The 24,235-nt window shown below is 62.2% G+C and carries 27 protein-coding genes; 22 read left to right on the top strand and 5 right to left on the bottom strand.

The annotated features are described in order from the left end of the window. Positions 1-8 precede the first annotated feature (8 nt). The 3 genes from NKJ77_RS14180 to NKJ77_RS14170 all read right to left on the bottom strand — a co-directional run bounded on the left by NKJ77_RS14180 (position 9) and on the right by NKJ77_RS14170 (position 1,692). Positions 9-638 (bottom strand): MarC family protein, encoded by a 630-nt coding sequence (locus NKJ77_RS14180; RefSeq protein WP_023670949.1) that lies wholly within the window; start codon positions 636-638, stop codon positions 9-11. A gap of 106 nt (positions 639-744) precedes the next feature. Further along, positions 745-1,122, bottom strand: coding sequence for a VOC family protein (locus NKJ77_RS14175; protein WP_023688630.1), 378 nt, complete (start codon positions 1,120-1,122; stop codon positions 745-747). A gap of 33 nt (positions 1,123-1,155) precedes the next feature. Continuing rightward, the gene (locus tag NKJ77_RS14170) at positions 1,156-1,692 is read right to left on the bottom strand and encodes a hypothetical protein (RefSeq protein ID WP_352535363.1); all 537 of its coding nucleotides are present in this window, start codon (positions 1,690-1,692) and stop codon (positions 1,156-1,158) included. Positions 1,693-1,779: 87 nt separating this feature from the next. Between NKJ77_RS14170 and NKJ77_RS14165 the strand changes: the two genes are divergently transcribed. Together NKJ77_RS14165 and gyrA are read left to right on the top strand one after the other, a co-directional pair. Next, complete coding sequence (locus NKJ77_RS14165) at positions 1,780-2,631, top strand: helix-turn-helix transcriptional regulator (protein ID WP_352535362.1); 852 nt, start codon at positions 1,780-1,782, stop codon at positions 2,629-2,631. A 222-nt stretch (positions 2,632-2,853) separates the two neighbouring features. Continuing rightward, positions 2,854-5,643, top strand: a complete 2,790-nt coding sequence (gene gyrA, locus NKJ77_RS14160) for a DNA gyrase subunit A (RefSeq protein ID WP_352535361.1) — start codon at positions 2,854-2,856, stop codon at positions 5,641-5,643. 56 nt (positions 5,644-5,699) lie between these two features. Here gyrA and NKJ77_RS14155 read toward each other — a convergent pair whose 3' ends face one another. Further along, complete coding sequence (locus tag NKJ77_RS14155; RefSeq protein ID WP_023742492.1) at positions 5,700-5,846, bottom strand: hypothetical protein; 147 nt, start codon at positions 5,844-5,846, stop codon at positions 5,700-5,702. Between the two features lie 194 nt (positions 5,847-6,040). Between NKJ77_RS14155 and coaD the strand changes: the two genes are divergently transcribed. The 7 genes from coaD (at position 6,041) to tgt (ending at position 10,692) form a co-directional block, all read left to right on the top strand. Beyond that, positions 6,041-6,541 carry a pantetheine-phosphate adenylyltransferase gene (gene coaD / locus NKJ77_RS14150; protein ID WP_023670954.1) on the top strand — a complete coding sequence of 167 codons (501 nt, stop codon included), beginning with the start codon at positions 6,041-6,043 and terminating at the stop codon, positions 6,539-6,541. 168 nt (positions 6,542-6,709) lie between these two features. Beyond that, the gene (locus NKJ77_RS14145) at positions 6,710-7,204 is read left to right on the top strand and encodes a peptidylprolyl isomerase (RefSeq protein ID WP_245259922.1); all 495 of its coding nucleotides are present in this window, start codon (positions 6,710-6,712) and stop codon (positions 7,202-7,204) included. Positions 7,205-7,247: 43 nt separating this feature from the next. Continuing rightward, positions 7,248-7,760 (top strand): peptidylprolyl isomerase, encoded by a 513-nt coding sequence (locus NKJ77_RS14140; RefSeq protein WP_352535360.1) that lies wholly within the window; start codon positions 7,248-7,250, stop codon positions 7,758-7,760. A gap of 12 nt (positions 7,761-7,772) precedes the next feature. Continuing rightward, entirely contained in the window at positions 7,773-8,222 is a 450-nt protein-coding gene (locus NKJ77_RS14135) for a DMT family transporter (RefSeq protein ID WP_352535359.1), read from the top strand. Continuing rightward, positions 8,222-9,307: a tRNA preQ1(34) S-adenosylmethionine ribosyltransferase-isomerase QueA gene (queA, locus tag NKJ77_RS14130; RefSeq protein ID WP_352535358.1), complete on the top strand. Its 1,086-nt coding sequence runs from the start codon at positions 8,222-8,224 to the stop codon at positions 9,305-9,307. Before NKJ77_RS14135 ends, queA begins: the two co-directional genes overlap by 1 nt. Further along, entirely contained in the window at positions 9,300-9,569 is a 270-nt protein-coding gene (locus tag NKJ77_RS14125; RefSeq protein WP_023684641.1) for a hypothetical protein, read from the top strand. Before queA ends, NKJ77_RS14125 begins: the two co-directional genes overlap by 8 nt. Beyond that, positions 9,562-10,692 (top strand): tRNA guanosine(34) transglycosylase Tgt, encoded by a 1,131-nt coding sequence (tgt, locus tag NKJ77_RS14120; protein ID WP_352535357.1) that lies wholly within the window; start codon positions 9,562-9,564, stop codon positions 10,690-10,692. The genes NKJ77_RS14125 and tgt overlap by 8 nt, the downstream gene beginning before the upstream one ends. Before the next feature lie 6 nt (positions 10,693-10,698). Here tgt and NKJ77_RS14115 read toward each other — a convergent pair whose 3' ends face one another. Next, positions 10,699-11,121, bottom strand: coding sequence for a DUF4864 domain-containing protein (locus NKJ77_RS14115; RefSeq protein ID WP_023684643.1), 423 nt, complete (start codon positions 11,119-11,121; stop codon positions 10,699-10,701). Positions 11,122-11,314: 193 nt separating this feature from the next. Here NKJ77_RS14115 and NKJ77_RS14110 point away from each other — a divergent pair, with 193 nt between their 5' ends. From NKJ77_RS14110 to NKJ77_RS14050, 13 genes are all read left to right on the top strand, one after another. Next, positions 11,315-11,926, top strand: coding sequence for a DsbA family protein (locus tag NKJ77_RS14110; protein ID WP_352535356.1), 612 nt, complete (start codon positions 11,315-11,317; stop codon positions 11,924-11,926). Between the two features lie 68 nt (positions 11,927-11,994). Further along, a complete protein-coding gene (locus NKJ77_RS14105; RefSeq protein ID WP_023670963.1) occupies positions 11,995-12,231 on the top strand; it encodes an Lrp/AsnC family transcriptional regulator in 237 nt (78 codons plus the stop codon). A gap of 273 nt (positions 12,232-12,504) precedes the next feature. Beyond that, positions 12,505-13,917, top strand: a complete 1,413-nt coding sequence (locus tag NKJ77_RS14100) for a circularly permuted type 2 ATP-grasp protein (RefSeq protein ID WP_023670964.1) — start codon at positions 12,505-12,507, stop codon at positions 13,915-13,917. Between the two features lie 157 nt (positions 13,918-14,074). Continuing rightward, positions 14,075-15,016 (top strand): alpha-E domain-containing protein, encoded by a 942-nt coding sequence (locus NKJ77_RS14095; protein WP_023693403.1) that lies wholly within the window; start codon positions 14,075-14,077, stop codon positions 15,014-15,016. Between the two features lie 85 nt (positions 15,017-15,101). Then, positions 15,102-15,896, top strand: coding sequence for a transglutaminase family protein (locus tag NKJ77_RS14090; RefSeq protein ID WP_023670966.1), 795 nt, complete (start codon positions 15,102-15,104; stop codon positions 15,894-15,896). 32 nt (positions 15,897-15,928) lie between these two features. Then, positions 15,929-16,660 carry a proteasome-type protease gene (locus NKJ77_RS14085; RefSeq protein WP_023684646.1) on the top strand — a complete coding sequence of 244 codons (732 nt, stop codon included), beginning with the start codon at positions 15,929-15,931 and terminating at the stop codon, positions 16,658-16,660. A gap of 90 nt (positions 16,661-16,750) precedes the next feature. Next, positions 16,751-18,166: a pyridoxal phosphate-dependent decarboxylase family protein gene (locus NKJ77_RS14080; protein ID WP_352535355.1), complete on the top strand. Its 1,416-nt coding sequence runs from the start codon at positions 16,751-16,753 to the stop codon at positions 18,164-18,166. 14 nt (positions 18,167-18,180) lie between these two features. After that, positions 18,181-18,627 (top strand): hypothetical protein, encoded by a 447-nt coding sequence (locus tag NKJ77_RS14075; RefSeq protein WP_023693406.1) that lies wholly within the window; start codon positions 18,181-18,183, stop codon positions 18,625-18,627. A 115-nt stretch (positions 18,628-18,742) separates the two neighbouring features. Next, positions 18,743-19,510 (top strand): DeoR/GlpR family DNA-binding transcription regulator, encoded by a 768-nt coding sequence (locus NKJ77_RS14070; protein ID WP_023670971.1) that lies wholly within the window; start codon positions 18,743-18,745, stop codon positions 19,508-19,510. Positions 19,511-19,627: 117 nt separating this feature from the next. Continuing rightward, on the top strand, positions 19,628-21,148 hold the full coding sequence (gene glpD / locus NKJ77_RS14065) for a glycerol-3-phosphate dehydrogenase (RefSeq protein ID WP_023712375.1): 1,521 nt from the start codon (positions 19,628-19,630) through the stop codon (positions 21,146-21,148). A 38-nt stretch (positions 21,149-21,186) separates the two neighbouring features. Further along, positions 21,187-22,266 carry an ABC transporter ATP-binding protein gene (locus NKJ77_RS14060; protein WP_023700778.1) on the top strand — a complete coding sequence of 360 codons (1,080 nt, stop codon included), beginning with the start codon at positions 21,187-21,189 and terminating at the stop codon, positions 22,264-22,266. A 10-nt stretch (positions 22,267-22,276) separates the two neighbouring features. Beyond that, complete coding sequence (locus NKJ77_RS14055; RefSeq protein ID WP_023700777.1) at positions 22,277-23,368, top strand: ABC transporter ATP-binding protein; 1,092 nt, start codon at positions 22,277-22,279, stop codon at positions 23,366-23,368. Next, positions 23,369-24,235 carry a carbohydrate ABC transporter permease gene (locus tag NKJ77_RS14050; protein WP_023670975.1) on the top strand — a complete coding sequence of 289 codons (867 nt, stop codon included), beginning with the start codon at positions 23,369-23,371 and terminating at the stop codon, positions 24,233-24,235. It abuts the gene before it with no gap.

Here is a 24,235-nt window from a genome sequence, read left to right as displayed (position 1 = left end):
GGCTGCCGTTACCCCGCCATCAGCGCCTTGATGCCATCCGCGACGAACTGAACCGCAAGCGCGGCCAGGATGACGCCGAGCAGGCGGGTGAGGATCGAGCGGCCGGTCTGGCCGAGGATGCGGTCGATGCGCTCCGACAGCACGAACACCAGATAGGTGATGGCAAGGCAGACGAAGATGATGCCGACCAGCGCCGCTTGTGCTGCAAAACCCTGAAACGAGCCCGACAGTAGCACGGTCGCCGAAATCGCACCGGGGCCGGCGATCAGCGGGATCGCCAGCGGGAAGGCCGCGATATTGTGGATCATGTCCTTGGTGATGGCGACGTCGCCGATCTTCTCCTTGCGGTCCTGGCGGCGCTCGAACACCATTTCGAACGCGATGAAGAACAGCAAAAACCCGCCGGCGACGCGGAAAGCCGGCAGCGTGATGCCGAACACCGACAGGATGGAGGCCCCGGCCACCGCAAACAGCGCCATCACCAGAAAGCCGATGATCGAGGCGCGCACCGAGACCTGCTGACGTTCCTCGCGGTTCATGCCGCGTGTCACCGCGAGGAAGAGCGGCGCGAGACCTGGCGGGTCGATGGTCACCAGAATGGTGACGAAGGCGTTGAACAGGCTGTCGAAACTCGGCATCGCTGACCCCTCCCGCCGGGCCGGACCCCTGCGCCACGATAGTGGTAGAGCAAAGCCTGGCCGGTGGGAACCGTCTGAGATGCCGATACCGGAGACGCCGGCTATGTTAGGCGGCAGCGTTGCAATAGGCCTCCAGGCGATAGCCGTCGGGATCGACGATGAAGGCAGCGTAATAGTCCTCGCCATAGTCGGCGCGCAGGCCCGGCGCGCCATTGTCGCTGCCGCCTGCACGCAAGGCGGCGGCATGGAAGGCGACGACACTCTGCCTCGTCGGCGCGGCAAAGCAGAAATGCAGACCGGACTTCTCGTCCGATGGCACTGGCCGCTCCGCGTCGTTCACCCACAGCGCGACGGCTTGCGCACCATAACCCAGTGAGCCTGGCGACTGGCCGAGGCAGGAATAACCGAGCGGCTTTAGCGCGGCATCGTAGAAGGGCTTCGAAACGTTGGTGTCGCGGACGCCGATCGAGACATGGTCAAGCATGTTTTTTCACCTTTTTTGCAATATGTTGCGTCATCAGTCCTGGGCGACGCGGCGCGCCAGGAACTCGACTTCGAGACGCCATGTTTTGCGATCGTCGTGCGAACGCTCGCCGAGCCAGCGGAAGCCGTCCTTGGTGATGCGCGAAAAGCTCCAGCGAACCGAGGAACCAGTGCCGTCAGCGCCGACCTGGACAATCGTGTCGCCTTCGGCGCGACCAAGCTGGCGGCTGTAGTATTGGTTGCGCGGGTCGCTCCAGAAGATGTGCCAGGCATCCGAGCCGGGATCATAGGCCCGCAGCGTTGTGCCATAGAAAGTCCATTTGCCGAGAGAAGGCGAGGGGCCGGCATCCCGCGCGGGCAGGATCCATACATCCTGGATCGCCCTGCCTTCCAGGACCCAGCCGAAATGCACCTCGCCGCGTCCGGTGAGAACCGTGCCGTCCTCGAGATGGCGCGTGGCATCGAATGTCCAGGCGCCGACGAAGCGGCCGTAGAGATCCAGCTTTTCAGCCAGGCCGGGATTGGGGCCGTCGCTGTGGAGCGCTTCGGCAAAGGAGGATGTACCGATCATACTTGCTGCCTTCGTTATGTCAGGAGGCTGCAAGCGATAGGCCCCGACCGGGTGTCGGGCTTGGGAAAAATTGCTATCTTTCAAGCCATGACGACGAGCGAACAAAACCTGGCATCGGGGCAGGGTTGGTATGTCTGTGACGTGCTGTGCACGGCCGGCGCCGGCGACCGCCCGTTCGAGGAGGCGCACGACACCTTCTGCGTTGCCGCTGTCACCAGCGGCACCTTCCGCTACCGCACCAGGCAAGGCGCCGCCATGCTGGCGCCGGGCGCGATCCTGCTCGGCAATGTCGGCGCCTGCTATGAATGCGGGCATGAGCATGGCGCCGGCGACCGTTGCCTGTCCTTCCACTTCGCTCCGGCCTATCTCGACCGCATCGCCAGCGACGTGTCCGGCGCGAGCAAGCTCGCCTTCGGCGTGCCGCATATGCCGCCCTTGCCGGCGCTCGCATCGCTGCTGGCCGAGGCGGAAGCGGCGCGCGAGATGGTCGACATCGACGCCTTTGAGGAGCTTGGCCTGCGAATTGCCGGCGCAGCACTGGCTGTTGCCGGCGCAGCACTGCCTGTGGCCAGCGATGCGGTGCCTGGCGTTCGACCGCCGAGCCGCCGCGACCGGAAACGGGTTGCCGAGGCGGTGCGGCAGATCGAGCTCAATGCCGACAGGCCGGTCTCGCTTTCCGAGCTTGCCTGCGCGACGGCGACCAGCCCGTATCATTTCCTGCGCACCTTCCGGCAGGTCGCCGGCATGACGCCCTATCAGTTTCTGCTGAGAACGCGGCTGCACCGCGCGGCGGTGCGGCTGCGCATGTCAGGCGATGCCATCTCGGCAATCGCCTTCGAGGCCGGTTTCAACGATTTGTCAACGTTCAACCGCCGTTTCCGGCGCGTCATGGGCGAAACGCCTGGCGACTATCGCGCCCGGCGGGTGGCTACCCGCTGATGCGTCCGCCTGCCTCATGATACGCTCTTGGCTTGGAAAACGGTCCATCGCAGGCTTTTGCCCTGGCGGCGGCGAAATGCGTTATGGCCAAATCGTCGCAATCAGCTTTATCCATTTGAAATTACCACTGAAATTGTCGTTGGAAAAGCACCACGAATATTGGAGTTTCGGCCGTGCTTCCTATATAAGCGGTCAGTGATTCCTGATTAGATGTGATCCGATTTGACCGACCAAAAACCCCCGCGCGGCGCCGACGGCGGCCCCACCGGCATCGAGCCCATCTCCATCATCGAGGAGATGCAGAGCTCCTATCTTTCTTACGCCATGAGCGTCATCGTCAGCCGTGCGCTGCCCGATGTGCGCGACGGCCTGAAGCCGGTGCACCGCCGCATTCTTTATGCGGCGCATGAGAGCGGCTATCACTGGAACCGCAAATATGTGAAATCGGCCCGCCCGGTCGCGGACGTGATGGGTAAATACCATCCGCATGGCGACGCCTCGATCTACGACGCCTTGGTGCGCATGGCGCAGGACTGGTCTCTGCGCGTGCCGCTGATCGACGGGCAGGGTAATTTCGGCTCCATCGACGGCGATCCGCCGGCGGCGATGCGCTACACCGAATCGCGGCTGACCAAGGTCGCACATGAGCTGCTGGAGGACATCGACAAGGAAACCGTCGATTTCCAGGAGACTTATGACGCCTCCGACACCGAGCCGAAGGTGCTGCCGGCGCGCTTCCCCAACCTTCTGGTCAACGGTTCCGGGGGCATTGCCGTCGGCATGGCCACCAACATTCCGCCGCATAATCTGGCCGAGATCTGCAACGGCGCGATCGCCATCATCGACAATCCGGCAATCGACTTGCCGGCGCTGATGGAGATCATTCCGGGTCCCGATTTCCCGACCGGCGGCATCGTGCTCGGCCGTTCCGGCATCTACAGCGCCTATGCGACGGGCCGTGGCTCCATCGTCATGCGCGGCAAGGTCAATGTCGAACAGCGCGGAAACGACCGTGAATCGATCATCATCACGGAAGTCCCGTACCAGGTGAACAAGGCCTCGATGATCGAGAAGATGGCCGAACTGGTGCGCGACAAGCGCATCGAAGGCATTTCCGACATTCGCGACGAAAGCGACCGCCAGGGCTACCGCGTCGTCATCGAGCTGAAGCGCGACGCCGTCGCCGACGTCATTCTCAACCAGCTTTATCGCTTCACGCCGCTGCAAACCTCCTTCGGCGCCAATATGGTGGCGCTGAACGGCGGCAAGCCGGAAGTGATGAACCTGACCGACATGCTAAAGGCATTTGTCGGCTTCCGCGAAGAGGTGATTAGCCGGCGCACGAAGTTCCTGCTGCGCAAGGCGCGTGACCGTGCCCATGTATTGGTCGGTCTCGCCATAGCCGTCGCCAACATCGACGAAGTGATCAAGCTGATCCGCACCGCGCCCGATCCGCAGACGGCGCGCGAGCAGTTGATGGAGCGGCGCTGGCCCTCCGGCGACGTCGAGTCATTGATTCTGCTGATCGACGATCCGCGCCATCGCATCAATGAGGATGGCACCTACAACCTGTCCGAGGAACAGGCGCGCGCCATCCTCGAACTGCGCCTGCAGCGCCTGACTGCGCTCGGCCGTGACGAAATCGCCGACGAGCTGAACACCATCGGCGACGAGATCAAGGATTACCTCGACATTCTGTCGTCCCGCGCCCGCATCCAGCAGATCGTCAAGGACGAGCTTGCCGCCGTGCGCGACGAGTTCGGCACGCCGCGCCGCACCGAGCTCACCGACGGCGGCGCCGACATGGAAGACGAGGATCTGATCCAGCGCGAGGACATGGTCGTCACCGTCAGCCATTCCGGCTACATCAAGCGCGTGCCGCTGTCGCTCTACCGGGCGCAACGCCGCGGCGGCAAGGGCCGCTCCGGCATGTCGACCAAGGAAGAGGATTTCGTCACCCGGCTGTTCGTCGCCAACACGCATACGCCGGTGCTGTTCTTCTCCTCGCGCGGCATCGTCTACAAGGAAAAGGTCTGGCGGCTGCCAATCGGCAATCCGCAGTCGCGCGGCAAGGCGCTGATCAACATGCTGCCGCTGGAGCAGGGCGAGCGCATCACCACCATCATGCCGCTGCCCGAGGACGAGACCAGCTGGGGCGAACTCGACGTCATGTTCGCCACCACGCGCGGCACCGTGCGCCGCAACAAGCTGTCCGAATTCGTCCAGGTCAACCGCAACGGCAAGATCGCCATGAAGCTGGAGGAGGAGGGCGACGAGATCCTCGGCGTCGAGACCTGCACAGACAATGACGATGTGCTTTTGACCGCCAGCTCCGGCCAGTGCATCCGCTTCCGCGTTGGCGATGTGCGCGTCTTCCAGAGCCGCAATTCGGTCGGCGTGCGCGGCATAAGCATGGCCGAGACCGACCGCGTCATCTCCATGTCGGTGATCGAGCATGTCGATGCTTCGCCGGCGGAACGCTCCGCCTACCTCAAGCGGGCAGCACTGGAGCGGCGGCTTGCCGCCGAGGTGACCGGCGAGGAAGAAGAGATTGCACTCACCAATGAGGAGATTGGCGAGGAGACCGAGCTTTCCGACAGCCGTTACGAAGAGCTCAAGGCGCATGAGCAATTTGTGCTGACGGTGACCGAATATGGCTACGGCAAGCGCTCGTCATCCTACGATTTCCGCCTGACCGGACGCGGCGGCAAAGGCATCCGCGCCACCGACGTGTCGAAGGTGGCCGAGATCGGCCAGCTGGTGGCGACTTTCCCGGTCGGCAATGACGACCAGATCATGCTGGTTTCGGATGGCGGCACGGTCATCCGGGTGCCGGTCAACGGTATCCGTTTCGCCAGCCGCGCCACCAAGGGCGTGACCATCTTCAACACCGCCGAAGGCGAGAAGGTGGTTTCGGTCGAACGGATTTCGGAGCCGCAGGCCGACGAGGATGTCGAAGAGGGTGTCATTGAGGCCGGCGCCGGAGATGCCGTACCGGACAGCACCGAATAGGTTTGAGCAACAACGCCGGCCCGATGGGCCGGCGCAAACAAGAAACTAGCAATAAATCAGGCGCGACGGTGGGGCCAGCGAGCGCCGAAACCTTCGAACCGCTTTGTGCGGACACGGACGCGCTCTGCCTCGCTATGCAATCCGAATGCGGTGGCGATCAGCATGGCGACGGTCATTGCGGTGGCGAGCATGTAGATCAGCATGTGCGTGTTCTCCTGCGCCTATCCAACGGTTAGATCGGGTTTTGGTTTCATCTTCCGAAGTGCAAACTAGCGAACGCGGCGTGAAGTCTTCGTGATCAAGGCATTCATCTGTCGTTCATGTCTGCGAAAAGGTTCACGCAGATGTTCCCAATCGCATTTGCCTTCCGCCCAATGCCCCGCTAGAAGCACCTCCCATGACCGATCGCATCGCCCTTTATGCCGGCTCCTTCGACCCGCTGACCAACGGCCATCTCGATGTCCTGAAGGCATCGCTGGCTGTCGCCGACACGGTTTATGCGGCGATCGGCACCCACCCCGGCAAGACGCCGCTGTTTTCTTTCGACGAACGGGTGAAGCTGATCGAGGCCGCGACCAAGGCCGAATTTGGCCGCGACGGCGACCGGATCAAGGTCGTCGCCTTTGACGGGCTGGTCATCGACGCGGCCCGCAAGCATGGCGCCTCGATCATGATCCGCGGCCTGCGCGACGGCACCGATCTCGATTACGAGATGCAGATGGCCGGCATGAACGAGACCATGGCGCCGGAACTGCAGACGGTTTTTCTGCCCGCCAGTCCATCGGTACGCACCATTACCGCCACACTTGTGCGCCAGATAGCCTCGATGGGCGGAGACATCCGTCCCTTCGTACCGGCCGCCGTTGCCGGCGCGCTCACCGCCAAATTCGCGAAATAGTGCATGTCGCCCAAAAGTGGATGCCGGTTTTGGGGCAACGACATGCACCCTAACAAAGACCTTCGGAGATCCCTTATGCAGCTGAAAAAGCTCGCCTCGTTCCTCGTCGTGCTTGCCGGTCTCGTGACCGCATCCGTTTCGGCCTTCGCCGCCGAACCGGAAAACACCATGGTCATCACCTTGAAGAACGGCGACGTCACCGTCGCGCTACGCCCCGACCTGGCACCCAAGCATGTCGCCCAGATCAAGAAGCTGGTGCGCGAAGGCGCTTATAACGATGTCGCATTCCACCGCGTCATCAACGGCTTTATGGCGCAGACGGGCGACGTCAAGTTCGGCAACATGAAGAAGGGGTTCAGCCCCGAGGCCGTCGGCACCGGCGGTTCAGACCTGCCCGACCTGCCGGCGGAATTCTCGCAGAGCGAACATTTTAAGCGCGGCACGCTCGGTATGGCCCGTTCGCAGGACCCGAACTCCGCCAATTCGCAGTTCTTCATCATGTTCGCGCCGGCGCCGAACCTCGATGGCCAGTACACCATCGTCGGCAATGTCGTCAGCGGCATAGAGCTGGTGGACAAGATCAAGAAGGGCAACGAGGCGGACAATGGCACGGTCAGTGAGCCCGACCGCATGATCAAGGTACGCATCGCCGCCGACAAGTAAACCTATCAAATCATTCTGTTTTCTGAGATAAAGGATATCCGACATGGCTGAGATCAAGGACCGCGAAAACGCGCTCATCCTGGAAACGACCAAGGGCAAGGTCGTCATTGAACTGTTCCCCGACCTGGCCCCGGACCACGTCGCCCGGATCAAGGAACTGGCCCGCGAAGGCGCCTATGACGGCGTGGTTTTCCACCGCGTCATCGAAGGCTTCATGGCGCAGACCGGTGACGTCAAGTTCGGCAATTCGACCAAGCCCACTTTTGCCCCCTCCCGCGCGGGCATGGGCGGCTCGGAAAAGCCGGACCTGAAGGCTGAGTTCTCCAACGCCAACCATGGTCGCGGCACCTGCTCGATGGCCCGTTCGCAGAACCCGAACTCGGCCAATTCGCAGTTCTTCATCTGCTTCGACGATGCCGCTTTCCTCAACCGCCAGTACACGGTCTGGGGCCAGGTCATCGAAGGCATGGACAATGTCGACAAGATCAAGCGCGGTGAGCCGGTGGTCGATCCCGACAAGATCGTGTCGCTGAAGGTCGCGGCCGACGTCAAGTAAGGACAAACGAAGATGATGGGCGTGGTCTGGTCGCTGCTCGGCATCCTGTCAGGCGCCTTCATCGCCGTCCAGGCGCCGATCAACTCGCAGCTGGCGCGCGGCCTAGGGCTCCCGGTCGCGGCTGCTGCGTTTTCGTTCCTGTCGGGCGCGATCGTGCTTGGTATCATCTCCATTGCCGTTGTGCGGCTGCAGGACATCTCGCTCGACTGGACGGCGCCGGCGCCTTGGCTGTTCATCGCCGGCGGCATGCTCGGCGGTTTCTATGTTACCCTGTCAACCATTCTTACGCCGCGCATTGGTGCAGCCGCGTTGATGGCGTTCCTGGTTGCCGGCCAGTTGCTGGCCGGCATGCTGATCGATCGCGTCGGCTTTCTCGGCGTGGCGGTGCGCGAGATTTCGCTCGGCCGCATCGCCGGCGCGGTGCTGCTGTTGGCCGGAGCGCTGCTCGTCCGGCTCTACTGATGCGCGTCGACCTCTTCGACTTCGACCTGCCGGAGGAGCGCATCGCGCTTCGCCCGGCCGAGCCGCGCGACAGCGCAAAAATGCTGGTGGTCAGGCCGGGCGAGGGTCTTTCGGACCGCGCGGTTGGCGACCTGCCGTCCTTGCTCAGGGCTGGCGATGTTCTGGTCTTCAACGACACCAAGGTCATTCCTGCCCAGTTAAGAGGCATCAGGCGGCGCGGCGAAGCGCAGGCGCAGGTCGACGCCACGCTGCATATGCGCATGGCGCCGGACCGCTGGCTGGCCTTCATGCGGCCGGGCAAGCGCATCGCCGCCGGCGACCGTCTCCATTTCGGCCATGACGGCAATTCCTGTTTTCTCGGCCAGCTCGACGCCACGGTGATCGAGAAGGGAGACGCCGGCGAGGCGTTGCTCGGCTTCGACCTCTCCGGCCCATTTCTCGACGAAGCGCTGCGCGCCGTCGGCCACATCCCGCTGCCCCCCTATATCGCCTCCAAGCGCGACGACGACGCACGCGACCTGACGGATTACCAGACAATCTATGCCAAGGAGGAGGGCGCAGTCGCTGCCCCCACCGCAGGCCTGCATTTTACGCCGGAGCTGTTTGCCGCGCTGGATGCAAAAGGCATCGAACGCCGCTTCGTCACCTTGCATGTCGGCGCCGGCACCTTCCTGCCGGTCAAGGCGGACGACACCGCTGACCACAAGATGCATGCCGAGACCGGCTCGGTCAGCGAAGCAACAGCCGACGCTCTGAATGGCGCCAAGGCGCGGGGCGGGCGCATCATCGCTGTCGGCACGACCTCGCTGCGCCTGCTGGAGAGCGCGGCACGGCCTGATGGCTCGCTGACCGCCTGGTCCGGCCCGACCGACATCTTCATCACGCCGGGCTATCGGTTCAAGACCGCCGACCTGCTGATGACCAATTTCCATCTGCCGCGTTCGACGCTGTTCATGCTGGTTTCGGCCTTCAGCGGCCTAGATACGATGCGTGCGGCCTATGCTCATGCCATCGGGAACGATTACAGGTTCTATTCCTACGGAGATGCAAGCCTGCTTTATCGAGCGGAGATGAGCGATGGATGATGACCTGCAGGCCTTTGATCGCGAAAGCCTGATCGCCGAAGTGAAGAAATTGCGTGCCGGCATTCGCCAGCATCGAGATTCTACCGGCCATGATTTATGCTGGCATCATCCCAACCTGTGGGACCTGCTGCCGGAAAAGACCGATCCATCGATTGCCGTGCCGCCATGGCCGAAATTCATGCGCGGCTGCATCCAATACCGCCAGTCGCTCGACAGGCAGGCGCCAGGCGCGCCTGTCCATGACAAGGAATTCAATGGCTGAGACATTCACCTTCAAGATCCTCGCCACCGACGGCAAGGCGCGGCGCGGTTCCATCACCATGCCGCGCGGCGAAATCCGCACGCCGGCCTTCATGCCGGTCGGCACCGGCGGCACGGTCAAGGCCATGTATATGGACCAGGTGCGCGGCGTCGGCGCCGACATCATCCTGGGCAATACCTATCATCTGATGCTGCGCCCCGGCGCCGAGCGCGTGGCGCGGCTTGGTGGGTTGCATGAATTCGCCCGCTGGCCGCAGCCGATCCTGACCGACAGTGGCGGTTTTCAGGTCATGTCGCTGTCGAAGCTCAGAAAATTGACCGAGAAGGGCGTCACCTTTCGCTCGCACATTGACGGCGCTGCCTACGAGATGTCGCCGGAGCGCTCGATCGAGATCCAGGGCCTGCTCGATTCCGACATCCAGATGCAGCTCGACGAATGCACAGCGCTGCCGGCCGACCTCAAGCAGATCGAGCGCGCGATGGAGCTGTCGCTGCGCTGGGCCGAGCGCTGCAAGACAGCGTTCGGCGATCAGCCCGGCAAGGCGATGTTCGGCATCGTCCAGGGTGGCGACAACGCAGCTCTCAGGGTGCGTTCGGCGCAGGCGCTGAGCGCGATGGAGCTGAAGGGCTATGCGGTCGGCGGCCTGGCCGTCGGCGAACCGCAAGCGGTGATGCTGGATATGCTGGAGATCACCTGTCCGGAATTGCCTGACGACAAGCCTCGATATCTCATGGGCGTCGGCACGCCGGACGACATCGTGAAATCGGTGGCGCGCGGCATCGACATGTTCGACTGCGTCATGCCGACCCGCGCCGGCCGCCATGGCCTGGCCTATACCAGGCGCGGCAAGGTCAATCTCAGGAATGCCCGCCACGCGGACGATCCGCGGCCGCTGGATGAGGAGAGCGACTGCCCGGCCGCGCGCGACTACTCTCGCGCCTATCTGCACCATCTCGTGCGCTCGCAAGAGGCGCTGGGGGCGATGCTTCTGACCTGGAACAACCTGTCCTACTATCAGAAGCTGATGCAGGAGATTCGCGCCGCGATCGAGGCAAAGGCCTTCGAGGCGCGCACATCAGACATTTCAGAGGGATGGGCGAGGGGCGATATTCCGGTGCTATAAGCACATCTAGGTGCTGAGCGAATTCGCTGCGCGCAAGCTGCAGCCGGTGATTTGAAAGCTGCCGTCGGGCTGCTGTTCCAGCGTGTAGACCGCCTCATAGTCCTTGCCGTCGGGTCCGACGATCAGCACTTGCTGGATTAGCGAAGTTGGCCCCATCTGCTCGACCTTGCCGAAGGAATAGCTCTGCGGCTGGCGCACCGGCGGATAGCCGTTGGTCACCATGTTCATGAAGGTGTCGACGGTCGGAAAGATGCGCTTCACATTTGGAGCGGCGAAACTGTACGCCTTGGCGCCATCATTGGCGATGAGCGCCTTCAACTGACCATCGATGACGGCCTGGCCGGCCTTGACTTCGGCGTCGCCGGCAAGGGCTGCCGACACGAACAACGCGAACAGCAATGAAACGACTGCGAACGCGGTGCGGCGCATGGCCTGTCTCCATTGTCCCCCAACAAAACCTGTCCCGGGACGCATCATACCATACGCTTGGCGGAGCCTCACGGTTTCAGCAACCGCAATATTTGCCACGCAAGTGCCACAAGATCATGCTTAAGCCTCCTTTAACGCGAGGCGCGCATCGTAGGGACGGGTGGGGACCCGTTCGCGCAACCAGGGGACGACCATGTTCAAGCAGCCGATCGACCGGCGCCTTTTGCTGAAAGGCGCGGCAAGTCTTGCAGTTTTGGCTCCCTTGCCCGCCTGGGCAAGCACTGGGCCGACCGTCACGGAAGTCGCCTTCGATCCCGCCATTCCAGCGCTCGGCAACCCCGATGGCGACGTCACCATCGCCGAATTCGTCGACTATCAATGCCCGATCTGCAAGCTCGTCTTCGTCGAACTGAAGAAGTTGATGGAAGCGGACAACGGCGTCCGGCTTGTGATGAAGGACTGGCCGATCTTCGGCGACGTGTCGCGCGACGCGGCGCGGGTGACGCTGCTGAGCGGCGAACACTATGCCGCGGCGGTCGATGCGCTGATGACCAACCAGCGCGGCCTTTCGGAACGCCGCACCAACGACATCCTTTCTTCCGTCGGTGTCGATGTGGCGATGGTGCGTGCCGACCTCGCCATCCGTGAACCCGACATCGACGCTGCCCTTGTCCGCACCGAAGCCCAGGCGACGGCTTTCAAGCTGCGCGGCACGCCAGCCCTGGTCATCGGCGGCAACCTGTACCGGCGCGGCATGCCCGTGTCCGAACTGAGACAAGCCGTCGCCAAGGCCCGCTCCGCCTGATGCTTGAAAGCCGGGCGGCAGTCTGCCACAAGGGCCGCTTGAGTGCTGAAGCTTGATCGGGACCGGCAATGAAGACGTTTTTCATGCAGATAAAGTGCGATCTGGGCAAGTCCTATGAGGTCGCCAGCGCGCTCGCCGATGCCGAAATCGCCTCGGAGATCTACTCGACCGCCGGCAATTACGACTTGCTTGCCAAATTCTACGTCGACGACGAGGAAGATGTCGGCCACTTCGTCAACGAGAAAGTGCAGATTATTCCCGGAATCAAGGACACCTTCACGGTCGTCACTTTCCGCGCATTCTAAAGCAATTCCAGGAAAAGTGTGAAGCGGTTTTCCGTCCGGAATTGCGGCAAAGCAAAAAGCCATGGCAGGTCGCCGTTTCCATGAAACGGTGAACTGCTATGGCCGCATCAGGCACTTGCCCGGCGACAAGGCAGAGCCTGATTAAGGTCCCGTTCCGACTGCCCGAATTTTGGGCAGTCGAAACATACTGATCGCCGATATCCTCCAAATCACCGATTGCGCTTGATTTTCTCCCGCGACGCCAGTGAAATGGCGTCACAGGGGAGTATGCGATTGGCAGCGTTCGATGAAATGCTTCCGGAAGTTTCCGGGCTTAGACAACCGTATACGGCTTACGACCGCTGGCTGAAGGAGCAGGACCCGGCCAGGCTTACCGAAAAGATGCAGGACGCCGAGCGCGTCTTCCGCAAGACCGGCATTACCTTCGCCGTCTATGGCGAGCAGGAAGCCTCCGAGCGGCTGATCCCCTTCGACATCGTGCCGCGCATCATCTCCGGCAATGAATGGCGAAGGCTGACGCAAGGCATCGAGCAGCGCGTGCAGGCGCTGAACGCTTTCCTCGACGACATTTACCACCGCCAGGAAATCCTGCGCGCCGGCCGCGTGCCGAGGGAGCTGATCGCCAGGAACGAGGCGTTCCTGCCGGAAATGATCGGAGTGCGGCCACCGGCCGGCGTCTACACCCACATTATCGGCGTCGATATCGTCCGCATCTCGGAGAACGAGTTCTACGTGCTGGAGGACAATGCGCGCACGCCGTCGGGGGTCTCCTACATGCTGGAGAACCGCGAGACGATGATGCAGCTCTTTCCCGAACTGTTCCAGCAGATCAAGGTGCGGCCGGTGGAGAATTATCCGCAATTGCTGCGCCAGTCGCTGGCGGCAGTGCGGCCGCAAAGCACCAAGGGCGCACCGACCATTGCCGTGCTGACGCCGGGCAGCTTCAACTCCGCCTATTTCGAACATGCCTTCCTCGCCGACCAGATGGGCGTGCAACTGGTCGAAGGCCAGGATCTGCGCGTTGTAGACGGCCACGTCGCTATGCGCACGACCGAAGGCTACAAGCAGATCGACGTGCTTTACCGGCGCGTCGACGATTCCTTCCTCGATCCGCTGACCTTCCGGCCGGACTCGGCCCTTGGCGTGCCTGGCATCATGGACGTCTACCGCGCCGGCAACATCACCATCGCCAACGCGCCGGGAACCGGCATCGCCGACGACAAGGCGATTTATTCCTACATGCCCGACATCGTCGAGTTCTACACCGGCCGCAAAGCCATCCTCGGCAACATCCCGACCTGGCGCTGCTCGGAGCCCGACAGCCTGAAATACGTGCTCGAACACATCCATGAGCTGGTCATCAAGGAAGTGCACGGCTCCGGCGGCTACGGCATGCTGGTGGGGCCGGCTGCGACCAAGAAGGAATGCCAGGATTTCGCCAAGAAGCTGCAGGCGAAGCCTTCCAACTACATCGCCCAGCCGACGCTGGCGCTGTCGACTTGCCCGATCCTGACCGAAAAAGGCCTGTCGCCGCGCCATGTCGATCTCAGGCCCTATGTTCTGGTCTCCGACCGAATCCAGATCGTTCCCGGCGGCTTGACGCGGGTGGCGCTGAAGGAGGGGTCGTTGGTCGTGAATTCCTCGCAAGGCGGCGGGACGAAGGATACGTGGGTGTTGGACGATTAGGTAGACAGTAGACAGTAGGCAGTAGGCAGTAGGCAGTAGGCAGTAGGCAGTAGGCAGTAGGCAGTAGAGGGACAAGAAATGCCATATTCCACAGAGAATCAAATGCTTACTAATCCCTACTCACTATTCCCTACTCACTAGTCCGAAGGGTCTTGCCATGCTTCTCGGCCGCACCGCCAACGGGCTCTACTGGATGAACCGTTATATCGAGCGGGCGGAAAACATGGCGCGTCTGGTCGATGCCGGCCTTCGCATGGCGCTGACCCGCACCCAGAGCGCGTCGGAAGAGTGGAATTCGGTGCTGCTCAGCGCCGGCTCCGACGTCACCTTCACGCAGAAATACAAGGACTATACCGCCGCCAATGTCGCCGACTTCCTGCTGCGCGACACCTCGAACCCGTCGAGCACGATGTCGGCGATCGAGACCGCTCGCAACAATGCCCGCATGGTGCGCACCGCGCTGACGCGCGAGACCTGGGAGAGCATCAACGAAGCCTGGATGGCCCTGAAGCGCATGCTGGCAAAGCCGATCGACGAGCGCGACCTGCCGAGTGTGCTCGACGCCATCAAACGCGAGACGGCGCTGATCCGCGGCTCGTTCTACGGCACGATGCTGCGCAACGAGATCTTCGACTTCTCACAACTCGGCACCTATGTCGAGCGGGCCGACAACACGGCACGCATCCTCGACGTGAAATACTACGTGCTGCTGCCGTCGATCTCCTGGGTCGGCTCGAGCCTCGACAACTACCAATGGGAATCGATCCTGCGCTCGGTGTCGGCGCACCGTTCCTATCGCTGGGTCTATGAGGCCGACTACAAACCCACCAACATTGCCGACTATCTGATCCTCAATGTGCGCATGCCGCGTTCGCTGACCTTCTGTTATCGTTTTCTTGCCGAGCATCTGAAGTTCCTCGGCGACGACTATGGCGACCGTCATGCCTGCCACGCCACCGTCGACAGGACACAGGCGATGCTGCAGGCAGGGTCGATCAAGGACATATTCGACGCCGGCCTGCACGAATTCCTGGCCAGGTTCATTCAAGACAACACCAAGCTTGGCGAAGAGATCGCACAAGATTACCGGTTCAATTGAGCATGATCGCGAACCGGAGGACCGCGCTAGCGACAAGTGGGACCCGGTTTTCGGATAAGATCATGCTTACAAACGGAAAATAGGCATGCGGCTCAAGATCACCCACCGTACCGAATACCGCTACGACGCGCCGGTGCACTATCTGTTGCAGCGGCTACGCCTGTTACCGGTCAGTGGCCCGACGCAGACCGTGCTGTCCTGGGCGCTGAAGATCGAGGGCGCGCGCGAGGAAGTCCGCTTTAACGACCATTTCGGCAACGATAACAGGCTGTTGAGCGTCGAGGGCGAGCGCGACTTCATCACCGTCGAGGCCTCCGGCGAGGTTGTCACGCGCGACACAGCGGGCGTCTCGGGTCCGCATCACGGCTTTGCGCCGCTGTGGCTGTTCAGCCAGGAGACAGCTTTGACCATCCCCGGCGAGGGCATAAGCGAGCTTGCCGCGGCGGTCGGCAAAGGTACCGACATCGAAAGGCTGCATCGGCTGATGGCGCTGATCGTCGAGCGCGTCGCCTACACGCCGGGCACCACCAGCGTGACGACCCCGGCGGAAGAGGCATTGGCGCTGAAGACCGGCGTTTGCCAGGATCACAGCCACATCTTTGTCACCGCAGCCCGCGTTATGGGTTTTCCGGCCCGCTATGTCAGTGGCTATCTGATGATGGATGCGGCCATCGAGCAGGCGGCAAGCCATGCCTGGGCCGAAGCTCATGTTCAGGGTCTCGGCTGGGTCGCCTTCGACGCCGCCAACGGCATTTCCCCCGATGAACGCTATGTCAGGGTAGCCACCGGCCGTGATTATCGCGACGCCTCGCCGGTGTCGGGAATTCGACTGGGACAGGCGGAGGAACAGCTTGCAGTCACCGTCACGGTAGAGCAGTAGTCTCCGGCAAGATCGCTGCCTGAAGAGATTCCATGACTTATTGCGTCGGCCTCAAGATCGATCGTGGGCTCGTGTTCATGTCGGACACGCGCACCAATGCCGGGATGGATTCGATCTCCACTTTCAAGAAGATGCATGTCTGGGAAGAGCCAGGCGAGCGCGTCATCGTGCTGATGTCGGCCGGCAATCTGGCCACGACGCAGGCCGTGGTCAGCCTGCTCGACGAGCGCACCAAGGCGGTGGCGGAACGCCACGCGACGTTGCTCGAGACCCCATCCATGTACCAGACGGTGCGGCTGGTCGGCGACACCGTCAAGGAAGTCATCGCCAGTTCGTCGCCTGCCGGCGAAAAAGCAGATTCCTATTTCAACGCCTCCTTCATCCTCGGCGGCCAGATCAAGGGCAGCCCGCCACGGCTGTTCATGATCTATCCCGAGGGAAATTTCATCGAATCCACTGACGACACGCCGTTCTTCCAGATCGGCGAGACCAAATACGGCAAGCCGATCATCATCCGTGCCTATGAAAGGACGATGAGCCTGGCTGAAACGGTCAAGCTCTTGCTGGTATCGTTCGATTCGACGCTGAAATCGAACCTGTCCGTCGGCCTGCCTCTCGACCTTCTGTTCCTGGAGGAGGACACGTTCACGGTGGGTTTGAAAAAGCGCATCGGCCAGGACGATCGATATTATCGTGCTATTTCCGAAGGCTGGTCGAACGCGTTGAAGACAGCCTTTGCCAGCCTGCCGGATTTTCCGGGGTAGCGCGGGAACCTTCGTCGCGGTTGCCTGTCTCTATTTAACATGTTAATCAAAATTCAAACGGCTGGGCTGATCGGCGCGTCGGGAGGATCCATGGACAACGAGCAATTCCGCGACTGGTCGAGGCGCGCCGCCGACTGGGGCGCTGATTACCGCGCCGGCCTTCGCGATCGGCCCGTGCGACCTGCCGTAGCGCCGGGCGAGATCTTCAGGAGCATCGAAGCTTCTCCGCCGGAGGCCGCGGAATCGATGGAGACGATCTTCGCCGATTTCGAAGCCAAGATCGTGCCCGGCATGACGCATTGGCAGCATCCGCGTTTCTTTGCTTATTTCCCGGCCAATGCAGCACCCGTCTCGGTGGTGGCCGAATATCTGGTCTCTGCGATGGCCGCGCAGTGCATGCTGTGGCAGACTTCGCCGGCGGCGACAGAGCTTGAGACACGCATCGTCGACTGGATGCGCCAGGCGCTCGGCCTGCCCGAAGGCTTTTCCGGCGTGATCCAGGACTCCGCATCATCGGCGACGCTGGCCGCCGTGTTGACCATGCGCGAGCGCACGCTCGACTGGCAGGGCAACAAGAAGGGTCTTTCCGGGCAGGGCAGGCTGCGCGTCTATTCCTCCGACCAGGTGCACACCTCGATCGACCGCGCCATCTGGGTCGCCGGCATTGGCGAGGAAAACCTCGTCCGCATTCCCGTCGCCGGCACCTACCGCGCCATGGATACCGCGGCTTTGGAAGCGGCGATTGTTGCCGACCGCGCGGCCGGCCTGTTGCCGGCCGGCATCATCGCGTGCGTCGGCGGCACCAGCACCGGCGGCACCGACGACATCGCTGAAGTGGCCGCGGTGGCCAAACGCCAGGGGCTCTATCTGCATATCGACGCCGCCTGGGCCGGATCGGCGATGATCTGTCCGGAATACCGGCATTTCTGGACCGGTGTCGAGCGCGCGGACTCGATCGTCTTCAACCCGCACAAATGGCTGGGCGCGCAATTCGACTGCTCGATCCAGTTCGTCCGCCAGCCGGAGGATCTCGTGCGCACGCTGGCGATCAAGCCGGATTATCTGAAAACTCGCGGCCATGACGGCATCATCAACTACTCCGAATGGTCGGTGCCTCTCGGCCGTCGCTTCCGGGCGCTGAAGCTGTGGTTCCTGCTGCGCGCCCATGGCCTCGAGGCGCTGCGCACCATGATCCGCAATCACGTCGCCTGGAGCGAAGGCATAGCAGCGCGCCTGGCCGAGGAGGAGGATTTCGAGCTCGCCAGCCAGCCGATGCTGTCGCTGTTCTCGTTCCGGCATCGCGCCACATCCGGCGCTGACTGCGACGAGCACAATCTGCGTCTGGTCGACGCCATCAACGATGACGGCCGTATCTACCTGACGCAGACGCGTGTCGATGGGCGGGTCGCCATCCGCTTCCAGGCAGGCCAGTTCGAGACAACCGCGGCCGATGTCGATACCGCCTTCACTGTCATCTGCGAGTGTGCAAGATCCCCGAAGGACTGACAGGGATTGCCCGGGTGGTTGCCGCCGCCGGGGCAAGCCAGCAAGGACTTGCGAGCAAGCATATGGCCGGAAGGGCTGAAGGGGTTAGCCAGAATCTGACGGGCGTCTGGAGCGGGCGCTATTTCTATCCGCGCGAACTGCCGCCGGTTTCCTTCGTTGCAACGCTGATCGAGACGGCAACCAGCTTGACGGGGATGACCCACGAACCGGCGGCGACCAGCACGGCAAGATACGCAAGCCTGCAGGGGCAGCGAGAGGGCAACGCCGTCTCCTTTACCAAGACATACGACAAGGCCGAATTGAAGGCGCACCCGATTCACTACAGCGGCATCATCAACGGTGATGCAACCGAGATCAAAGGCACTTGGCGGATCCCGGGATACTGGTCCGGCAATTTCCTGATGATCCGCTCGCCAGGTAAAGTCGCGGCTGTCACCCGCAAGGTGGCGGAGCGGGTCTGAGCCGTATCTGCCCGGTTCGCCTTTGCAATCATCGATATTTCATTAGCCGGCGTCTCCCTTTTCATTGCTTTCGTTTTCAGCTACAAACAAGAAAAACGAAAACGGGAGGTTCTCAGTGTATTTGTCGCCGCGCCATGCCGAGATCATCCAGATGGCGAAGGACCATGGCCGTGTGCTGGTCGATGACCTCGCCACGCATTTCAACGTGACGCCACAGACCATCCGCAAGGACCTCAACGATCTCTGCGACCAGCGGCTGCTGACGCGCATCCATGGCGGGGCCCTGTTCCCGTCCGGCATCGAGAACATGGAGTATGAGGCGCGCCGCAAGATTGCCGCCGACGAGAAGGAGGCCATCGGCCGCGCGGCGGCCAGGCTGATACCCGACAACGCCTCCCTGTTCATCAACATCGGCACCACGACCGAGTCGGTCAGCAAGGCGCTGCTCGACCATACCGGGCTGATGGTCATCACCAATAATATCAATGTTGCCAACAGGATGCGCATCTATCCTTCGATCGAGGTGGTAATCGCCGGCGGCGTCGTGCGTGGCTCCGACGGCGGCGTTGTCGGCGAGGCCGCGGTCGATTTCATCAGGCAGTTCAAGGTCGACTATGCGGTGATCGGCGCCTCGGCCATCGACCATGACGGCGCGTTGCTCGATTTCGACTTTCGCGAAGTGAAAGTGGCGCAAGCCATTATCGCCAATGCCAGGCATGTCATCCTGGTCTCCGACCAGACCAAGTTCGAACGCACCGCGCCGGTTCGCATCGGCCATCTCTCGCAAGTCAACACCTTCATCACCGACCGTTGCGACATCCCGTCGGTGCGCAAGATCTGCGAGGAAGCGGAGGTTCAATTGATCGAAACGTCGCTCGGCTAAGCTATCGATCACGGTCCCGTTACATTTCGTTTGACATTCGTTCTTATTTCGAAATAATCCCGCTACGGTTTCGTAAAAACCTAAAAATGCTGCAATGCGAAATCGCGGGAGGGCTTTGTGGACGCAGTCCGTGACATCTTCGTCATCGGTGGCGGCATCAATGGCTGCGGCATCGCCCGCGACGCCGTTGGGCGGGGCTTTTCGGTATTTCTGGCCGAGATGAACGATCTTGCCAGCGGAACCTCCTCCGGCTCGACCAAGCTGATCCACGGCGGTCTGCGCTACCTCGAATTCTACGAGTTCCGGCTGGTGCGCGAGGCGCTGATGGAGCGCGAGGTTCTGTGGAAGAACGCGCCGCACATCATCTGGCCGATGCGCTTCGTGCTGCCCTACGCCAAGGGCCTGCGCCCGGCCTGGCTGATCCGGCTCGGCCTGTTCCTCTACGATCATATTGGTGGCCGCAAATTGCTGCCGGCGACCCGGACACTGGACATGTCCAAGGATCCGGCGGGCAAGCCGCTGAAGCCGCTGTTTCACAAGGCTTTCGAGTACTCGGACGGCTGGGTCAACGATGCCCGGCTGGTGGCATTGAACGCGCGTGACGCCGCCGACCGCGGCGCCACCATCCGCACCCGCACGAAAGTCGTCGGGGCGCGGCGCGAAGGCGATCTGTGGGCGATCCGCGTGGAAGACGTGCAGACGGGAGAGGCAGAGGAGGTCAAGGCCCGGCTGCTGGTCAATGCCGCCGGTCCGTGGGTCGACCACGTCCTGTCGACCACCGTGGGCCAGAACGACGTGCACAATGTGCGCCTGGTGCAGGGCAGTCATATCGTCATCAAAAAGAAGTTCGATGATCCGCGCGCCTACTTCTTCCAGAACAAGGACGGGCGCATCATCTTCGCCATCCCTTACGAGGAAGAATTTACGCTGATCGGCACCACCGATCGCGACTATCCCGGCGATCCGCATGACGTGAAGATCAGCGACACCGAGATCGACTATCTCTGCGCGGCGGCGAGCGAATATTTTGCTGAAGCCGTGACGCGTCCCGATATCGTCTGGACCTATTCTGCCGTGCGCCCGCTCTATGACGACGGCGCTTCGAAGGCGCAGGAAGCGACCCGCGACTATGTGCTGAAAGCCGATGGCGGCGGGGGCAAGGCGCCGATCGTCAACGCTTTCGGCGGCAAGATCACCACCTACCGCCGGTTGTCGGAATCGATGCTGGAAAAGGTCGAAGGTTTTCTCGGCAAGCGCGGCAAGCCGTGGACGGCGAACGCGCCCTTGCCGGGCGGCGATTTCCCGGCCACCGGTTTCGACGTCCAGGTGGCGAAGCTGAAGAGCGCCTATCCTTTCCTCGACCAGCGCCTGGCGCGTCGGTTGACCAGGCTTTACGGCACGCGCGCGCAAGTGCTGCTCGGCCTTGCCAAGTCGAACGCCGATCTCGGCCGCAATTTCGGCGCCGATCTCTATGAGGCCGAGGTACGCTACCTCAGCGAAAATGAATGGGCGCTGACCGCCGAAGATGTATTGTGGCGTCGCACCAAGCGCGGTCTGCATCTCAGCCGCGAACAGGCCTCGGCGCTTGACGAATTCATGCGCGGCATCAGCCGGCGCCATGTCGCGGCAGCGGAATAGGGAAGGCGATTGATGCACAAAGCCTGGGAGGAGGCATCATGCTGGAACTGAGAAACGTGACGAAGATGGTCGGCGCGGTGGAGCATATCCGCGACGTGTCGCTGACGCTTCAGCACGGCTCGCTCAACGTTTTGCTCGGGCCGACACTGTCGGGCAAGACAAGTCTGATGCGGCTGATGGCCGGGCTCGACGTGCCGACCACCGGTTCAGTCTGGTTCGACGGCCAGAATGTCACCGGCATGCCGGTGCAGCAGCGCAAGATCGCCATGGTCTATCAGCAGTTCATCAACTACCCCGCGATGACCGTCTACGAGAACATCGCCTCGCCGTTGCGCGTCGCCGGCACCGACCAGGCCAAGATCGACAAGGAAGTCCGCAACGCGGCAGGGCTTCTGAAGCTCACACCCTATCTCGACCGCACGCCGCTCAGCCTGTCCGGCGGACAGCAGCAGCGTACGGCGCTGGCCCGCGCCATCGTCAAGAATGCCAGCCTGGTGCTGCTCGACGAGCCGCTCGCCAATCTCGACTACAAATTGCGCGAGGAGCTGCGCGCCGAACTGCCCAAGATATTTGCCGCCGCCGGCACCATTTTCGTCTACGCCACGACTGAGCCGCATGAAGCCTTGCTGCTCGGCGGCAATACGGCGACGCTGTCCGAGGGGCGGATCACCCAATTCGGGCCGACCATCGACGTCTTCCGCAAGCCGATCGACCTGGTGACGGCGAAAACCTTTGCCGATCCGCCGCTCAACACCATCGTGCTGGCCAAGAAGGGCCCGGATTTCCTGCTCGAGGGCGGCGTCAAGCTGCCGGTGCCGGCCGAACTCGCCGGCATTGCCGACGCCAATTACACGATCGGCTTTCAGCCGCATCATCTGTCGCTGGAGCGGCCCAACGCTGCCGCGGTGCCGGTGCGCGCCAAGGTGACGATCACCGAGATCACCGGCTCGGAAAGCTTCATCCACCTCGATTTTGCCGATGCGCGCTGGGTCATGCTGGCCCACGGCATCCGCGATTTCGAGCCGGACGCCGAGATCGAGGTGTTTATCGATCCGCGCCACATCATGGTCTTCGACAGCAACGGCAGCGCCGTCGCCGCGCCGAAGCTTGCGGCCTGAGGGGGAAGAGATGGCGCGCATCGACGTCAACCATGTCAGGCACTCCTACCTGCCCAATCCGCAGAAGGATGCCGATTTTGCGCTGCGGGAAGTGCACCACACATTCGAGGATGGCGGCGCCTATGCGCTGCTTGGGCCCTCGGGTTGCGGCAAGACCACGCTGCTCAACATCATTTCGGGACTTCTGCACCCCTCGCACGGTGAGTTGTTGTTCAACGGCAAGGACGTCACCAATCTGTCGACGCAGGAGCGCAACATCGCGCAGGTGTTCCAATTCCCGGTCATCTACGACACCATGACCGTTTACGACAATCTTGCCTTCCCGCTGCGCAATCGCGGCGTGCCGGAGGCCGATGTCGACCGCAAGGTGCGCGAGACGCTGGAGATGATCGACCTGGCGTCGTGGGCGAAGAAGAAGGCGAGGGGCCTGACCGCCGACCAGAAGCAGAAGATCTCGCTCGGCCGCGGCCTGGTGCGCTCGGATGTCAATGCCATCCTGTTCGACGAACCGCTGACGGTTATCGATCCGCACATGAAATGGGTGCTGCGATCGCAGTTGAAGCAACTGCACCGCCGCTTCGGCTACACCATGGTCTATGTCACCCATGACCAGACCGAGGCGCTGACCTTCGCCGACCAGGTCGTCGTCATGTATGATGGCGGCATCGTCCAGATCGGCACGCCGGCTGAATTGTTTGAGCGCCCGCGCCACACATTCGTCGGTTACTTCATCGGCTCGCCCGGCATGAACGTCATGCCGGTGGCGATCGACGGCAAGACTGCGACCATTGGCAGTCAGCGCATCGAGTTGCCCGGCGCGCCAAAGACCGCCGCTGGGAGCTCCGGCGCCATCGAACTCGGCATCCGCCCCGAGTATGTCAGGCTCGGCCGCGAGGGCATGGCGGTTAAAATAAGCAAGGTCGAGGATCTCGGCCGCCACAAGGTGGTGCGCGCCAGCCTCGAAGGCCGCGAGATCGCTGCCGTCATCGGCGAGGACGAGAGCGTGCCGGCCGACCCAAAGGTTCGCTTCGATCCGGCCGGCATCAACATCTATGCCGATTCCTGGCTGGTTGAGATGGGGCGTGTCGAGATGGGGGCATAGATGGAAAAGACCTGGAACAACAAGGCCTGGTTCCTGGTGCTGCCGGTGCTGGTGCTGGTGGCGTTCTCGGCCGTCATTCCGCTGATGACGGTCGTCAACTATTCGGTGCAGGACACCTTCGGCAACAACGTCTTCTTCTGGGCAGGCACCCAGTGGTTCGAGGAACTGCTGTCGTCCAGCCGCTTCTGGGAAGCCATGGTGCGCAACCTGATCTTCTCCTTCATCATCCTGGCCATCGAAGTGCCGCTCGGCATCTTCATCGCGCTCAACATGCCGAAGAAGGGTTGGGGCGTGCCGGTCTGCCTGGTGCTTATGTCGTTGCCGCTGCTCATTCCGTGGAACGTCGTCGGCACCATCTGGCAGGTCTTCGGCCGCAACGACATCGGCCTGCTCGGCTACTACGTCAACGCGCTCGGCATCGACTACAATTACGTGCAGGATCCGTTCGACGCCTGGGTCACCATCATCATCATGGACGTCTGGCACTGGACCAGCCTTGTCGTGCTGCTCTGCTATGCCGGCCTGGTTTCGATCCCGGATGCCTTCTACCAGGCGGCCAAGATCGACGGCGCCTCGCGCTGGGCGGTGTTCCGTTATATCCAGCTGCCGAAGATGCAGCGTGTGCTTTTGATCGCCGTGCTGTTGCGCTTCATGGATAGCTTCATGATCTACACCGAGCCCTTCGTCGTCACCGGCGGCGGCCCCGGCAACTCGACCACCTTCCTGTCGATCGACCTCGTCAAGACCGCGCTCGGCCAGTTCGACCTCGGTCCGGCGGCCGCCATGTCGCTGGTCTACTTCCTGATCATCCTGTTGTTGTCGTGGGTGTTCTACACCGTGATGACCAACTACGACGCGGAGCGCTGA

Origin of the sequence: Mesorhizobium sp. M0052 (genome assembly GCF_040323255.1) — a bacterium.
Lineage (GTDB): Bacteria > Pseudomonadota > Alphaproteobacteria > Rhizobiales > Rhizobiaceae > Mesorhizobium.
This window is presented reverse-complemented; position numbering and strand designations above follow the sequence as displayed.